Source organism: Aeromonas sp. sif2416 (genome assembly GCF_019218665.1).
GTDB classification, from domain to species: domain Bacteria; phylum Pseudomonadota; class Gammaproteobacteria; order Enterobacterales; family Aeromonadaceae; genus Aeromonas; species Aeromonas encheleia.
Map to the genome: position 1 here is coordinate 161,884 of NZ_JAHUXC010000002.1, position 15,752 is coordinate 177,635.

General features: G+C 63.8%; 13 protein-coding genes. 3 read left to right on the forward strand and 10 right to left on the reverse strand.

All coding sequences use genetic code 11. From position 1 onward, the window contains the following. Window positions 1–200: 200 nt before the first annotated feature. Window positions 201–2,561: an autotransporter outer membrane beta-barrel domain-containing protein gene (locus KW821_RS21660; protein WP_256353317.1), complete on the forward strand. Its 2,361-nt coding sequence runs from the start codon at window positions 201–203 to the stop codon at window positions 2,559–2,561. A 50-nt stretch (window positions 2,562–2,611) separates the two neighbouring features. Beyond that, a complete protein-coding gene (locus tag KW821_RS04085) occupies window positions 2,612–3,160 on the forward strand; it encodes an NAD(P)H nitroreductase (protein WP_042652833.1) in 549 nt (182 codons plus the stop codon). Window positions 3,161–3,574: 414 nt separating this feature from the next. Here the strand turns inward: KW821_RS04085 and KW821_RS04090 are convergent, their stop codons facing one another. The 3 genes from KW821_RS04090 to KW821_RS04100 all read right to left on the reverse strand — a co-directional run bounded on the left by KW821_RS04090 (window position 3,575) and on the right by KW821_RS04100 (window position 6,844). Further along, the gene (locus KW821_RS04090; RefSeq protein ID WP_218290533.1) at window positions 3,575–4,138 is read right to left on the reverse strand and encodes a sugar O-acetyltransferase; all 564 of its coding nucleotides are present in this window, start codon (window positions 4,136–4,138) and stop codon (window positions 3,575–3,577) included. Between the two features lie 308 nt (window positions 4,139–4,446). Next, window positions 4,447–5,325, reverse strand: a complete 879-nt coding sequence (gene prmA / locus KW821_RS04095; RefSeq protein ID WP_042039236.1) for a 50S ribosomal protein L11 methyltransferase — start codon at window positions 5,323–5,325, stop codon at window positions 4,447–4,449. Between the two features lie 502 nt (window positions 5,326–5,827). Further along, window positions 5,828–6,844: a zinc-binding alcohol dehydrogenase family protein gene (locus KW821_RS04100; RefSeq protein ID WP_218290534.1), complete on the reverse strand. Its 1,017-nt coding sequence runs from the start codon at window positions 6,842–6,844 to the stop codon at window positions 5,828–5,830. A gap of 100 nt (window positions 6,845–6,944) precedes the next feature. On the opposite strand from KW821_RS04100, the gene KW821_RS04105 reads away from it, so the two are divergent. Then, window positions 6,945–7,817 (forward strand): LysR family transcriptional regulator, encoded by an 873-nt coding sequence (locus KW821_RS04105; RefSeq protein ID WP_218290535.1) that lies wholly within the window; start codon window positions 6,945–6,947, stop codon window positions 7,815–7,817. Here KW821_RS04105 and KW821_RS04110 read toward each other — a convergent pair whose 3' ends face one another. The 7 genes from KW821_RS04110 to acs all read right to left on the reverse strand — a co-directional run bounded on the left by KW821_RS04110 (window position 7,818) and on the right by acs (window position 15,693). Further along, on the reverse strand, window positions 7,818–9,242 hold the full coding sequence (locus tag KW821_RS04110; protein WP_218290536.1) for a PTS transporter subunit EIIC: 1,425 nt from the start codon (window positions 9,240–9,242) through the stop codon (window positions 7,818–7,820). 88 nt (window positions 9,243–9,330) lie between these two features. Then, entirely contained in the window at window positions 9,331–10,788 is a 1,458-nt protein-coding gene (gene panF / locus KW821_RS04115) for a sodium/pantothenate symporter (RefSeq protein ID WP_218290537.1), read from the reverse strand. Further along, window positions 10,778–11,026, reverse strand: coding sequence for a YhdT family protein (locus tag KW821_RS04120; protein ID WP_218290538.1), 249 nt, complete (start codon window positions 11,024–11,026; stop codon window positions 10,778–10,780). Before KW821_RS04120 ends, panF begins: the two co-directional genes overlap by 11 nt. A gap of 148 nt (window positions 11,027–11,174) precedes the next feature. Beyond that, window positions 11,175–12,515, reverse strand: a complete 1,341-nt coding sequence (gene accC, locus KW821_RS04125) for an acetyl-CoA carboxylase biotin carboxylase subunit (protein ID WP_042652824.1) — start codon at window positions 12,513–12,515, stop codon at window positions 11,175–11,177. A 15-nt stretch (window positions 12,516–12,530) separates the two neighbouring features. Next, a complete protein-coding gene (gene accB / locus KW821_RS04130) occupies window positions 12,531–12,992 on the reverse strand; it encodes an acetyl-CoA carboxylase biotin carboxyl carrier protein (RefSeq protein WP_042652823.1) in 462 nt (153 codons plus the stop codon). A gap of 36 nt (window positions 12,993–13,028) precedes the next feature. Then, on the reverse strand, window positions 13,029–13,478 hold the full coding sequence (aroQ, locus tag KW821_RS04135; protein WP_218290539.1) for a type II 3-dehydroquinate dehydratase: 450 nt from the start codon (window positions 13,476–13,478) through the stop codon (window positions 13,029–13,031). Between the two features lie 268 nt (window positions 13,479–13,746). Next, window positions 13,747–15,693, reverse strand: coding sequence for an acetate--CoA ligase (gene acs, locus KW821_RS04140; protein ID WP_218290540.1), 1,947 nt, complete (start codon window positions 15,691–15,693; stop codon window positions 13,747–13,749). Window positions 15,694–15,752: the final 59 nt, after the last annotated feature.

Here is a 15,752-nt window from a genome sequence, read left to right on the forward strand (position 1 = left end):
ACTGTATTGTTGTATTTGTGGTATTCAAACGTTCTCTGTTTGTATCCATTGCATGGGCGAATGCCATTGGGGCAGGGCGCAGATGGGAATGTCGGCCAGATCCCGGCGAGCCCCGGAAGCGGGCAATGGGCGCCGTCTATCAATGGGAACTCTCTGTCGGGTGTCGGATGCACCTGGATTTGGTAAAGGAAACCAAGCAAATGAGCCTAGCTAAATCACGGATGCCTACTCAGGCGTCGGGTCGTCGCCTGAGTGCCATCGCCTTGGGCATGGCGATGACTCTGCACGGCACCACCGCCAGCGCCGACCCTGCGGGACGGCTCATCTTCCTCGGCTGGACCGCCGATCAGCAACATTCCGTCTGGCTCTCCGCCATCTCCCCCGGCCAGTTCGAGGTCGAGTCTGCCAAACAGAGCCAGGTCTATGACAGCTGGCGGCAGGATCACAAGGGGCTGCACCTGACCGTCTCGCCGGAGGCGCAGAACGGGGGCACGCACAAGCTGTATGCCTACGTCGACTCGAGCGGCAAGCGGGTCCTGCTCGACACTGATAACCAGCAATCCGGCCACTTCACCTTCCCGGACCACTTCACCCCGCCGAACTTGCCCTCCAGGCCGACCTCACCACCCCAGGGACTAATGCCGACCCGGCCCCCCCTCGGTGGCATCAACCGACCCGGTGGCGTGCAGCCGCCGATCGGCACCCTGCCACCTCAGGGGGTGATGCCGACCCGGCCCCCCCTCGGTGGCATCACTCGGCCCGGTGGCGTGCAGCCGCCGATCGGTACCCTGCCGCCTCAGGGGATGATGCCGACCCGGCCTCCCCTCGGTGGCATCACCCGGCCCGGTGGCGTGCAGCCACCGATCGGCACCCTGCCACCCCAGGGGATGATGCCGACCCGGCCCCCCCTCGGTGGTATCACTCGACCCGGTGGCGTGCAACCGCCGATCGGCACATTGCCACCCCAGGGGATGATGCCGACCCGTCCCCCCCTCGGTGGCATCAGCCGGCCCGGTGGCGTGCAGCCGCCGATCGGCACCCTGCCGCCGCAGGGCGTGATGCCGACCCTGCCCGGTGGTGTACAGCCGCCGATCGGCACCCTGCCGCCGCAGGGCGTGATGCCGACCCTGCCCGGTGGCGTACAGCCGCCGATCGGCACCCTGCCACCCCAGGGGGTGATGCCGACCCTGCCCGGTGGCGTGCAGCCGCCGATCGGCACCCTGCCACCCCAGGGTGTGATGCCGACCTTGCCCGGTGGCGTACAGCCGCCGATCGGCACCCTGCCGCCACAAGGTGTGATGCCGACCCTGCCCGGTGGCGTGCAGCCGCCGATCGGCACCCTGCCGCCTCAGGGGCTGATGCCGACCCTGCCGGGAGGCGTGCAGCCGCCGATCGGCACCCTGCCGCCTCAGGGGCTGATGCCGACCCGGCCCCCTCTTGGCGGCATCACTAGACCCGGTGGCGTGCAGCCGCCGATCGGCACCCTGCCGCCCCAGGGGCTGACGCCGACCCGCCCGCCTCTGGGGGAGCGGCCCTTTATTCCCCTCCCGGCTCCCGTCACCTTGCCGGGCCGGATGACGGCGGGCCAGCAGGCGAGCGAGCGAGCCCTGAACGAGCGCACCCTGTGCGTGATGGCCGACGAGCGGGACCAGCTGACTCCCGAGCAGCGAGATCAGTATCCCGCCTGCCCCTTCACTCGTGCCGAGCTGGCGGCGGGCCAGGTGGCCAGCCAGAGCCAGCCCGTCCCCTTGCCGGAGGGACGGCGTTGGAACCTGTGGGCGGACGAGGTCTATTACGACATCTCGGATCACCGGGAGGGGCTGGACATGTCGGGCTCGACCAATGTGTTCAGCCTGGGGGCGGATACCCGGCTCGACAACGATCTCATCCTCGGCCTTAGCGTCGCCCGGGTCGACAGCAAGGTGGACTCCTTCAATGGCGGCATGCGGCTGTCCGCCGGCGGTTACAACATTGGCCCCTATCTGGCGTATCCGGTATCGGCTAGCTGGATGCTGGATGGCAGCCTGGTGTACGGCTGGATGGATAACAATCAGGACCTCCTGTTCCTGTCCGGCGACTACGGCTCGACCTCCGTTGGCGGCAGCCTGGGGGCCACCGGCCAGTACTTCTGGGAAGAGACCTCGGTGCGCCCGCGGCTGGCCGTCAACTACAGCCACAACCGCAGCGATGGCTACCGGATGGAGGGAGATTACCAGGGGCTGGCACTGCGGCTGAACCAGGACAGCGACAGTTACAACCAGGGCAACATGACGGGGACGGTCGAATTCAGCCGCGTCTATTACACCAGCAAGGGGCTGCCGCTGATGCCTTATGGGGAGCTGGGGCTGGATTATGGCTTTGAGCGGCCGAACGATGGCTATATCCTGACGGGCGATCTCAGCTCGGCCCGCACCGAACCGCTCAGCGGCACGGTGCGACTGGGGATGCGTACCCTGATCGGCGGCGAAGCCACCCTGACCACCAGTGCCGGATACACCAGCATTGGGCAGGATGGGCTCAACATCTGGGAATGGCGTATCAACCTATCCAAGCCGTTCTGACCCTATCGACAGGGCGGTTCACCGCCCTCATGACCAAGAAGGAGCATCGAATGGATGCACTGACACTGCTGCTCAACCGCCACTCCTGTGGCCGCCTGACCACCCCGGCGCCGAGCGGCGAGGTGCTCGACAACATCCTCAAGGCGGGCCTGCGCGCGCCGGATCACGGCACCCTGACCCCCTGGCAGTTTATTCTGTTTGAAGGGGAGGGGCGTGAACGGCTGGGGGCCGTGCTGGCCGAGGCCGCCCGTGCCCGTGGCGAAGACGAAGAGAGCATCAAGAAGAGCCGGGAGGCGCCGCTGCGGGCCCCCCTGCTGGTGGCGGTGGCGACCCGTCATCAGGATCACCCCAAGGTGCCGAAGCTGGAGCAGGAACTCTCCGCCGGTTGCGCCCTGATGGCGATGCAGATGGCGGCCCAGGCGCAGGGGTTCAACGGCATCTGGCGCTCCGGCTGGTTCATCTTCGATGAGCGGGTCAACGCCGGGCTGGGCTTGGCACCGGCGGATCAGCTGGTGGGCTTCCTCTACCTCGGCACCCCCATGCTGGAGGCGCGCAAGCTGCGCGAGCTACCGCTAAACGAGTTCATCCGGCACTTCTAAACGAGGCCTGTTGAAGCAAAAAGCCCTGATCAATCAGGGCTTTTTTCATCTACTGACAGGACCATCAGGCTGTGCGCATAAATAGGCGCTTGCCAAGGGGGGAAAAGAGGTTGGCTGGGAATTTTTTGAATAGTGAGAGGCCGTTCTCAATCCTGGTCGATTACGCTACGTAAAACGTTTGCGCCCCGTTATTATCCCTCTCGCCAGTTTAGAAGGCGACCCCTTCTAATTTTCTGCGATGAGAGTCGCAATTCCGTAGCACCTTTTTATAGCCCAACGTCTTGATGACATTGGGCTTTATTTTTATGGGCGTTTTTTGACCTGTGTCCCTGGCATCCGGCAGCCCCTTTTTACAGTCCAATGTGGCTCATGACATAGGGCTCTATTTTTATGGGCGGATTTTGAGCTGTTCCCCTAGGTCACTGGCATGGCTGCCTTGGCGGGCAGGATGCGGGCCGGGTTGCCCACCACTCGTGCGCCGGCCGGCACGTCCCGGGTCACCACGGCACCGGCACCGACGATGGCTTCCCGGCCTATGGTGACCCCCGGCAGCAGTATGGCGCCGCCGCCGATCCAGACCCTGTCCTCTATGGTGACCGGCAGCGCCGTCTCCACCCCCTGGATGCGCTCATCGGCCGCCAGGGCGTGGGCGGCGGTGTAGATCTGCACGTTCGGCCCTATCATGACCGCGGCCCCGATGCGGATCGGGGCGTTATCCAGCAAGGTCGCCCCCATGTTGATGTAGGAATCTTTCCCCAGGCTGATGTGGCGGCCATAGGTGCAGTAGAACGGCGGGCAGATGAAGGCCCCCTCCGCCAGCTCGCCGATCAGCGCCCGCAGCAGGATCTGCTGTTCTGCCTCCTCCTCGGCCCGGTTGAAACGACGGTACAGGCGGGCCGTCTCCCGGCGCAGGGCATCCAGCTCCGGCGCCATGCAGTTATAGGGCTGGCTGCTGATCATCTTCTGGTAGTCGCTCATATCTGGCCTCCGGTCGGGCTGGCATGGCTGCCGGCTGATGCCTCATCTCTGGCTCCGGAATGGGAGCGGATGGGGCACCATCGGCTGTCGGGAAGGGCATTCTACGCGGTTATGGGCGAGAGAAGAGTGAGCCCGGGCTCAGCCTTGGCATCCTCATACAGCTCCGTGGGGGGGAGGGCAGAGGAGCCGAGCCGGAAAACGACAAGGGCACCCATGGGTGCCCTTGTCGTTTCAGAGATCTCAGCGCCTTGCCGGCGGCGCCCTAACCATCAGCCCTGCTTGCGGCCGCAGAGTTGATTCAGTATCAATCAGCCGTGCTTGCGGCCGGAGAGGCGGCACCACTCCTCTTTCACCGCGGTCGGGTCCATGTCGAACCACTGGCCGTAGATGGTCTCCAGCTCCGGGGCCTGGCTCTCCAGCACGCCGGAGAGGGCCATCAGGCTGCCCGCTTTGCCGTGGCCGGCGATAAGCGGCGCCAGCTCGCGCAGCGGGCCGGCCAGGATGTTGGCGACCACCACGTCCGCTTCGACATCTTGCGGCTGATCAGCCGGCAGGTAGAGTTCGATCTGGCCGGCGACGCCGTTGCGTTCGGCGTTGTCATGGCTGGCCTGGATGGCCTGGGGATCGATGTCGATACCGATGACACGGGCGGCGCCCAGCTTCAGGGCGGCGATGCCGAGAATGCCGGAGCCGCAACCGAAGTCGACCACCGTCTTGCCGGCCAGATCCAGCCCGTCCAGCCACTGCAGGCAGAGCGCCGTGGTGGGGTGGGTGCCGGTGCCGAACGCCAGGCCCGGGTCCAGCATGACGTTGACCGCATCCGGGTTGGGCACATCGCGCCAGCTCGGGCAGATCCAGAGCCGCTCGCCGAACTGCATGGGGTGGAAGTGATCCATCCACTCGCGCACCCAGTCCTTGTCTTCCAGCTGCTCGACCTTGTAGCCCACGTCTTCCCCGAAGATCTGCTGGAAGAAGGCGATGGTGGGGGCCGGGTCAGTTTCGGCGTCGAACAGACCCATTACCTCGGTCTCACCCCAGAGCGGGGTCTCGCCGGGCAGGGGCTCGTAGACGGGAACATCCTGGGCATCCATAAAGGTCACGGCCTGGGCTCCACGCCCCAGCAGCATGTTGCTCACCTTGTCCGCGGTCTTGGCGGTGGCGTTGATTCGAATTTGTATCCAGGGCATGGCGTCGACTCTTCATAAATGTGAAACCGCGGGAGTCTATCATCATGGGCCTGTGCTGTCGTGGTTTGCCCATGTCGGCATGGCGCAGGAAGAGAACTCTGCCGAGTTGGCACGGTTAATGTATTCCTCATTGGGTGACGGGAAGCAACCTGTTCCCGCTGAATGCTTTGCTCTATGAAAGTTCCGTCATCTTTTTTCAGCCACCTTCGGGTGGCTTTTTTTTGATGGGCGCTGATGGCCGGGAAAGGAGGGCGATCGGGCGGGATAGCGGCGGGTTGGCACGCAAGCTGCAACGCTTAGTCTGTCCTGCTTAAGGATATGTGTGTGATTGTTACCCCAACGTTCAGGTATTTAGGGCCATCCCGGCGGGATGGCCCCTTTTTATGCCGCTTTCGCGGGGAGGCTGGGTGGTGAGGGTCTGGCGCTAGGCCGAGCTGTGCACTCTTGGGGCCTGCCACTGGTGAATCCACCCCATGATGGTGCAGTTTTTACCCATTAGGGATTAGTCTGCAAACCCGGCCATGTCGATCACCAGCTTGCCCACCATGCGACCCGCCTCCACCTCGGCATGGGCCTGAGCCAGGGTAAGCGCGGTCAGCTCGGGGATCGTCTTGGTGAGCGTGGTCTTGAGCGTGCCGTCATCCAGCAGCGCGGCGACCCGGCCGAGCAGATGGTGCTGCTCTATCATGTCCGGGGTCTGGAACAGGGAGCGGGTGAACATGAACTCCTGGCTGAAGGTGGCGCTCTTGGGCTTGAGCAGGCCGAGATCCCAGGGCTCGTTGGACTCGGCGATGGTGCAGATGTGGCCGAACGGGCGAATGAGACTCGCCATGGCGGCCCAGTGCTGCTCGGTGGCGTTGGTGCAGAAGATGGCATCGAGCTGGCTGATGCCGAGCCCCGCCAGCTCCGCCTGCAGGTTGTGATGACTCACTACCTGGTGGGCGCCCATGGCCAGGCACCAGTCACGGGTTTCAGGCCGTGAGGCGGTGGCGATCACCTCCATCCTGGTGAGCTGGCGAGCGAGCTGGATGGCGATGGAGCCGACGCCGCCGGCGCCGCCGATGATCAGCAGCCGTCCCTCGCTCTCGCGGTTGAGGCCGATGCGCTCGAACAGCGCCTCCCAGGCGGTGATGGCGGTCAGCGGCAGGGCGGCGGCCTCCACATCGGTCAGGCTGGTCGGAGCCATGGCGACGATGCGCTCATCGATCAGCTGCAGCGCACTGTTGCTGCCGGGGCGGCTGATGTCGCCGGCATACCAGACTCTGTCGCCGGCCTTGAACAGGGTCACCTCGCTGCCGACGGCCACCACTTCTCCCACCGCATCCCACCCCAGCACCCGCGGGTTCGCCTCCACCTTGGCCTTGGGGGCGCGCACCTTGGTATCGACCGGGTTGATGGAGGTGGCCTTGACCCTCACCAGCAGATCCCGTGGGCCCGGGGTCGGGGTGGGCAGGTTGGCCTCGATGAAGCAGTGGGGGTGATCGCTGGGCAGATAATGGGTGAGGGCGATGGCTTTCATGGCAATTCCTTTCAAATCGGTATGAGTGGGATTGCTTGCCAGTCTAGTCTGGTTAATTATCCTCATTAAGATGGGTAATCAAGAAAGACTGTTTGAATATATGAACAATGTCGAACTGGAGTTGATGGGGCTGTTCGCCACAGTGGTGGAGCAGGGCAGTTTCACCGGGGCGGCCGAGGTGCTCGGCATGCCCAAGTCGTCGGTGAGCCAGAAGATCTCGCGCCTCGAATCTCAGCTGGGGGTGCGCCTGCTGCAGCGCACCACTCGCAGGCTCAGCCTGACCCCGCAGGGGGAGCTCTATGTGGAGCACTGCCGGGGGCTGTTGACCCTGGCGCGCAGCGCCAATCTCGCCATGGCCAGGCTGCGCAGTGCGCCGGCCGGCCGGGTGAGGGTCACGGCACCGGAGGCGACCGGCACCCTGCTGCTCGGCAAGATACTGGCGGAGTTTCGCGCCCTCTACCCCGAGGTGGTGCTGGAGCTGACCCTGAGTGACGAGCAGTTGGATCTGGTGGGGGAGGGTTACGATCTGGCGCTGCGGGCGGCGCCGCTGAAAGACTCCAGCCTCATCTGCCGGCGCATCGGCCAGGTGGCGCGCCATCTGGTGGCGGCCCCCGGCTACCTGGCCAGCCACGGTGCGCCGCAGCAGCTGGCGGAGCTGGGGCACCATGCCTGCCTGGTGCACTCGGCGCTGCCGGTGTGGCCGCTGCAGGAGGGAGGCTGGCGGCCGCAGGGGGCCTGCATCAGCAACAGCCTGCTGGCGCTGCGGGAGCTGGCCCTGCATCAGGGGGGAATAGCCTTGCTGCCGGATCACGTCTGTCGGGACGATCTCAGTGCGGGGCGGCTGCTGAAGGTGCTGCCGGATCACCCCATACCGCCCAACCCCTTCTACCTCATCTACCCCAGCCGGGAGCACCTGGCGCCGGCCCTGCGCAGCCTGATGGACTTCGTCGCCGAGAGGCTGCCCTTCGCCTGATCAGAGGCTCTGGCTGAGGGGAGCCTGGCTGGGCTCGAGGCCGAGCGGCACCGACTGACGCTCGGCCAGCATGCGGATCTGCCCCTCGATCAGGCTGGCGTTGGGGCCCAGCACCAGCACCAGCTGATGCTCGTTCAGCTCGATCCAGGAGAGGCAGCCGAGCCCGGTCAGGCGGAGCTGATCCACCAGCGTCATGTCGCGCACCCGCAGGCTGAGACGGGTCAGACAGACGCTCATGGCCTGCAGGTTGTCCATCCCCCCCAACACCTTGAGGTACTGGATGGCCAGCATCTGCGGGTCGGTCGGTGCCACGTTGGCGAGCCGTGGTAGCTCGTCGGCGATGGGCTTGCTCGGCAGGCTGAGGGGTGCGTGATCCAGCAGCAGGGAGAAGATCAGGGCATAGGCGACGAAGAACAGGATGCCGAGCGGGATCAGCCAGAAGCTGTGCTCGCCGGCAGAGTAGCTGAGCACCAGATCCAGCAGCCCGGCGGAGAAGTAACTGCCCACCTTGATGCCGAGTGAGCTGCAGATGCCCAGCGAGATCCCGGTGAGCAGGGCATGGGTCAGAAACAGCCAGGGTGCGACGAAGGCGAACAGGAATTCGATGGGCTCGGTGATGCCGACCAGGGCCGAGGTGAGCGCCAGGGTGAGCAGCAGGCCCCCCTGCGGCAGCCGCTGCAGGCGCTTGCGGTGCAGCCAGATGGCGAAACAGGCGCCGGGTAGACCAAACATGATGACGGGATAGAGACCCGCCACATAGCCCTCGTGCAGGGGCTGGGCGGTGGCGAGCGCCTGCAGATTGCTCTCGCCGAGACCCACCAGACTGCCCAGTACCTGGTGCAGACCGAGGGGGATCAGCAGCCGGTTTAGCACGCCGTAGCAGAAGGCGCCAAACGGCGTGGTGAGCAGATCGGAGGCGACCAGTGTGATGCCCTGCTCCAGCAGCGGCCAGAGGAGCGAGAGGGGGATGACCAGCAGCAGGCAGATCAGGGCCGAGAGTAGCAGGCCCGGCAGCTCCCCCTGCAACTGTTGCAGCCAGGCGGGCAGGGGCAGGCTGCGGGTCCAGGAGCAGACCAGCGCCGTGGTCAGCCCCGCCAGCAGGCCGCAGATCATGTCCGCATGCAGGCCGGGGGCCAGGGTCGCCAGGGCCGAGCTCAGCAGCAGGAAGTTGACCGCCCCGGCCATCGCCTGGGCGCCTTGCCCCTGTCGGCTCAGACCGAAGGCGATGGCCACCGCATAGATGAGCGGCATCTGGCTGAACAAGGCGCGACCCGCGAGGGAGAGCACCGCCAGATCCAGCACATCCGGCTGGCCGAGCCGATAGAGCAGGGCGGCCAGCGGCAGGATGGAGACCGGCAACAACAGGGCATAGCCGAGTCGTTGCAGGGATTGAGTCAGGATCTGTCTGGCGTTCTGTACGGGCATAAACGGGCGCTATTTTGTGATGCAGCGCACAGTTTACCTGCAAGGCACCCATTTGGGGATAGGTGCCTGCCTTTTATCGAGCCATTTATTATTTCTGATCAAATAAACGGCGCACGGCCTGATCCGGTGGCGGCGTCAGCAGGCTGACCAGGATGAAGGCGACCAGCCCCAGCCCCAGGCTGGGCACTATGGCGTGCAAGCCGGCCAGCTTGATCCCCCACTGGCTCAGGCCCCCATAGCAGAGGATGCCGCTCAGCATGCTGGCCAGCGCCCCCGGGCCATTGGCCCGCGACCAGTAGAGGCCGAGCACCAGCGGCCAGAGGAACACCGCCTGCAGGCCGCCGAAGGCGAGCAGGTTGAGCCAGATGATCATCTCGGGCGGCTGCAACGCCGCCATCAGCACCAGGGTGCCCAGGATCAGGGTGCAGAGCAGGGAGAGGCGTGGAATGCGCACCTCCAGCTTCTCTTGGCGAGGATTGAGGTAATTGAGGTAGAGATCCTTCACCAGGGTCGCCGAGGCCTGGATCAGCTGGGAGTCGATGGTGGACATGATCGCCGCCATCGGCGCCGCCAGGAAGACCCCCGCCAGCCAGGGCGGCAGCACCTCCATCATCAGCGAGGGCATGATCTTGTCCGGGCTATCCATGCCGGGCAGGATGGCGCGCCCCAGGGCGCCGGCCAAATGCATGCCGAACATCAGCAACGCACTGACCACGGTGCCGATGAGGATGCCTCTGTGCAACGCCTTGCTGTCCCGGTAGCCGAAGCAGCGCAGGGCCGAGTGGGGCAGGCCCACCACCCCGATGCAGACCAGCACCCAGAAGCTCAGCATGAAGGGCTGGGTCAGCATGTCGCCTGCCCCCTGCGGGCTGACCAGCTTGGGATCGATCACCTTGAGTTGATGGATGAGGTTCGGCAGGCCGTCACCGGCGATCAGGATCCCGGCCAGCAGGGCGCCGGTGCCGATCAGCATGATGATGCCCTGCAGCGCATCGGTCATCACCACGGCGCGAAAGCCGCCGATCACCGTGTAGAGCAGCACGCAGCTGGCAAACAGGAAGAGTCCCTGCTGATAGCTCAGGCCGGTGGCGGTCTCCAGCAGGCGGGCCCCGCCGATGAACTGCACCACCATGGTCGCGATAAAAGCGAGGATGATGGTCACCGAACCCAGCACCACCACCCACTTGCTGCGGTAGCGGGCCCACAGCATGTCGTTGATGGTTACCGCATTGACCCGGCGGGCAATGATGGCGAATTTCTTGCCAAGCACCCCCAGGGTGAGCCAGACGGTGGGCAGCTGGATCATCGCTAGCAGCACCCAGCCTAGGCCTATCTTGTAGGCGGCGCCGGGCCCGCCGATGAAGGAGGAGGCCGAGGTATAGGTGGCCACCAGCGTCATGGCCAGCACCAGGCCGCCCATGCTGCGGTTGCCGATGAAGTACTCCTGCACGAAGTCCCCGTTGCTGCGATGGCGGCTGGCCCAGAAGCCGACCCCCAGCACCAGCACCAGATAGATGACGAGGGGGAGCATCAACTCAAGATTCATGTGATGACTCCTCGGTATCCAGCGGGATTTCGATGAACAGGCGATCCACCATCAGCCCGCACAGGCCGATGAACAGCAGTGGCATCAGCATGCAGCTGAGCAGGAACCAGAGCGGCATATCCCAGAGTTCTATCTCTTCCGGGATGAAGTAAGCGGTGCCATACCAGGCAACGAAGTAAAGCAGGGTGAGCAGCAGGCAGAAGGCTGCTTCCCGACGGGCGAGAGCGAAACGGTTCACCTTGGCCTCCGACGATTGAGAGGGGCGCAAGAATAACAAAAAAGGGCCATGTCGCCATGGCCCTTTTTCAGTTGCGGATCCTTGAGGAGCCGAGTTCCGGCACAGTGCGGCGCAGAGTGCCTGCCGCCGTGCCGGAAATGGGAGGTTCTTACAGACCCAACTTCTTGTGCAGATAGTGGATGTTGGTGCCACCGTGCTGGAAGTTTTCGTCCTTCATGATCTCTTTTTGCAGGGCGATGTTGGTCTTGATCCCTTCCACCACCAGCTCGTCGAGGGAGTGACGCATGCGGGCGATGGCGATGTCGCGGTTCTCACCGTAACAGATCAGCTTGCCGATCATGGAGTCATAGTAGGGCGGCACCTTGTAGCCCGCATAGATATGGGACTCCCAACGCACGCCCAGACCACCCGGCGCATGGAAGCGCTGGATCAGGCCGGGAGACGGCATGAAGGTGGCCGGATCTTCGGCGTTGATCCGGCACTCGATGGCATGGCCACGGATGCGGATGTCCTGCTGGGTGATCGACAGGGGCTGGCCGGCGGCGATGCGCAGCTGCTCCTTGATCAGATCCACGCCGGTGACCATCTCGGTGACCGGGTGCTCGACCTGGATCCGGGTGTTCATCTCGATGAAGTAGAACTCGCCGTTCTCGTACAGGAACTCGAAGGTACCGGCACCGCGGTAGCCGATCTCGAGACAGGCACGCACGCAGCGCTCACCGATGAACTTGCGCATCTCTTCGGTGATGCCGGGAGCCGGCGCCTCTTCCACCACCTTCTGGTGACGGCGCTGCATGGAGCAGTCCCGCTCACCCAGGTAGAGGGCGGTGCCCTGACCGTCCGCCAAGATCTGGATCTCGATGTGACGCGGGTTCTCCAGGTACTTCTCCATGTAGACCATGTCGTTCTTGAAGAACTGGCCTGCTTCGGATTTGGTCAGGGCGATGGCGGCGGCCAGTTCGGCCTCATTGCGCACCACGCGCATGCCACGACCACCACCGCCACCGGCGGCCTTGATGATCACGGGGTAACCGATCCGCTTGGCGATGGTGGCGTTGCGCTTGGCATCGTTGTCCACCGGGCCGTCGGAGCCGGGTACGCAGGGCACGCCCGCCTTCTTCATCGCCTCGATGGCGGAGACCTTGTCACCCATCAGGCGAATGGTCTCGGCGCGCGGGCCGATGAAGATGAAACCGGATTTTTCGACCACTTCGGCGAAGTCGGCGTTCTCGGAGAGGAAGCCGTAGCCAGGGTGAATGGCGACGGCACCCGTCACCTCGGCGGCGGCGATGATGGCCGGCACGTTGAGGTAGGAGTCCCCACTGGCAGGCTTGCCGATGCAGATGGTTTCGTCGGCCAGCAGCACATGTTTGAGCTCCCGATCGGCGGTGGAGTGAACGGCCACTGTCTTGATCCCGAGCTCTTTGCAGGCGCGCAGGATCCGCAGGGCAATTTCACCTCGGTTGGCGATGACTACTTTGTCCAACATGGGTGGCGTCTTCCCTTATTCGATGATGAACAGCGGTTCGTCAAACTCGACGGCCTGACCATTTTCAGCCAGGATCGCTTTGATCACACCGGCCTTGTCAGACTCGATTTGGTTCATCATTTTCATGGCTTCGACGATGCACAGGGTATCGCCGACATTGACGTGCTGACCAACTTCCACGAACGGCTTGGCTTCCGGGCTGGAGGAGCGATAGAAGGAGCCAACCATGGGGGAGCGCATCAGATGACCACTCGGGGTGGTATCGGCAGCCGGAGCGGCGGCCGCTGCAGCTGTAGCGGCAGGGGCGGCAACCTGTTGCATGGGCGCCTGCTGCATCATCATCTGCGGGGCAACGCTAACCTGGCCGGAGAAATTACGGCTGATGCGAACAGATTCTTCCCCTTCGGAGATTTCCAGCTCGGCGATGCCGGACTCTTCAACCAGTTCAATCAGCTTCTTGATTTTGCGGATATCCATTAGCATTCTCTTTCTTCTTTATCTGATCAGTGATTATCAAGCCGCGCGCAACTGATGCACGGCCGCGGTTAAAGCGAATTGGTAGCCATCGGCACCCAGCCCACAGATCACCCCCTTGGCGACATCAGACAGATAGGAGTGATGACGGAAGGGCTCCCTGGCGTGCACGTTTGACAGGTGCACCTCGATGAAGGGAATGGCGACACCCAGCAGGGCGTCGCGCAGGGCGACGCTGGTATGGGTGAAGGCGGCCGGGTTGATGATGATAAAATCCACCTGGCCCATGGCCTGGTGGATGCGGCCGACCAATTCATGTTCGGCGTTGGATTGCAGGTGATCCAGAGTGACACCGAGTTCGCTGGCGCTTAGCTGCAGATCGGCGACGATCTCATCGAGCGTCTTGCTGCCGTAGATACCCGGTTCCCGCTTGCCCAGCAGATTCAGATTGGGACCGTTGAGCAGGAGAATTCGGTGATGTTGCGACATATTGAGTACATCCTCGATGATAATGCTGCTATCTATCAGCTATCTTGCGGATGACCAGAAATCTAGCCATTTTCTGCGCAATTCGGTGTGCACTGGCACACAGATTTCGCAATTATATTGATTTCGTGAAAATTAGCAGCACTTTACTGGTCTAATCTCTACATCTGTCTATTTTTTGAGCTTTTTGGCGCCTACCGGCAAAGGTGGGCGGCAGGGATGACAAAGCCGGCGCAAGGCCGGCTTTAGGGGTCGTAGGCAGGGACCTGCGTCAGGCCGCTTCGGACTTCTCGCGGATGAGCTTGTCGACTACGCCCGGATCCGCCAGGGTGGAGATATCCCCCAGGCTGTCGGTCTCGCCGGTGGCTATCTTGCGCAAGATCCGGCGCATGATCTTGCCGGAGCGGGTCTTGGGCAGCCCCTCGGCCCAGTGGATCACGTCCGGGGTGGCGATGGCGCCTATCTCCTTGCGCACCCACTCCTTCACCTCTTTATGCAGCTCGCGGCTCGGCTCTTCCCCGGCGATCAGGGTGACATAGGCGTAGATGCCTTGGCCCTTGATCTCGTGGGGAACGCCCACCACCGCCGCCTCGGCGATCTTGGGATGGGCGACCAGCGCCGATTCGATCTCGGCGGTGCCCATGCGGTGACCGGAGACGTTCAGTACATCATCCACCCGACCGGTGATCCAGTAGTAGCCATCCTCGTCGCGACGGGCGCCGTCGCCGGTGAAGTAGCGACCGGGGAAGGTAGAGAAATAAGTCTGCTCGAAGCGATCATGATCGCCGAACACGGTGCGCATTTGGCCCGGCCAGGAGTCGGTGATCACCAGGTTGCCCTCGGTGGCCCCCTCCAGCGGCTCGCCCAGATTGTCCACCAGCGCAGGTTGCACGCCGAAGAAGGGGCGGGTGGCCGAGCCCGGCTTGAGATCGGTCACGCCGGGCAGCGGGCTGATCAGGATGCCGCCGGTCTCGGTCTGCCACCAGGTATCGACGATGGGGCAGCGCTCGTCGCCTATGGTGCGGTAGTACCACTCCCAGGCTTCCGGGTTGATGGGCTCGCCCACAGATCCCATGATGCGCAGGCTGGAGCGGGAGGTGCCCTCGATCGCCTCCTTGCCCTTGGCCATCAGGGCGCGGATCGCGGTCGGCGCGGTATAGAGGATGCTGACCTGGTGCTTGTCCACCACCTGGCTCATGCGGTTGGTGGCCGGGTAGTTCGGCACCCCTTCGAACATCAATGTGGTGGCGCCGTTGGCGAGCGGGCCATAGACCAGGTAGGAGTGACCGGTGACCCAGCCCACGTCGGCGGTACACCAGTAGATGTCTTCTTCGTGATAGTCGAACACGTATTTGAAGGTGAGGGCGGCATAGACCAGGTAGCCGCCGGTGGTGTGCAGCACCCCCTTCGGCTTGCCGGTGGAGCCCGAGGTGTAGAGCACGAACAGCGGATCCTCGGCGCCCATCGCCTCGGGCGGGCAATCCGGGCTGGCCGTGGCGATGGCGTCGTGCCACCAGATGTCCCTGTGACCGTGCCAGGCGACGTTGCCGCCGGTGCGTTTGAGGACGATCACCTTGCTGATCCGGGTGTCCGGATTGGTGAGCGCCTCGTCCACGTTCTTCTTGAGCGGGATGGGGCGACCGCCGCGCAGCCCCTCGTCGGCGGTGATGACGACGGAGGAGCCGGAGTCGATGATGCGGCCGGCCAAGGCCTCCGGCGAGAAGCCGCCGAAGACGATGCTGTGCACGGCACCGACCCGGGTACAGGCCAGCATGGCGATGGCAGCCTCAGGCACCATGGGCATATAGAGGCAGACCACGTCGCCACGCCTGACCCCTTGCGCCTTGAGCACGTTGGCAAACTTGCACACCTCGCCATGCAGCTCGCGGTAGGTCAGCTTGCGATCCTCGGCCGGGTTGTCCCCCTCCCAGATGATGGCCACCTTGTCGCCGCGTTCCACCAGATGGCGATCCAGGCAGTTGGCCGAGACGTTGAGCAGGCCGTCCTCATACCACTTGATGGAGACGTGGCCCGGATCGTAGGAGGTATTCTTGACCCTGGTGTAGGGCTTCATCCAGTCGAGGATCTTGCCCTGCTCCCCCCAGAAGGCGTCCGGATCCTGTACCGACGCCTGGTACATGGCCTCATAACCCGTCTTGTCCAGCAGGGCGCCCTTGCTGATGTGGGCCTTGACCGGGTAGACCTTGTGCTCGCTCATCTGTCACTCCTTTGAATACATTCTCGTCATGATTAGATAACAACTTATACCTTTGGTGT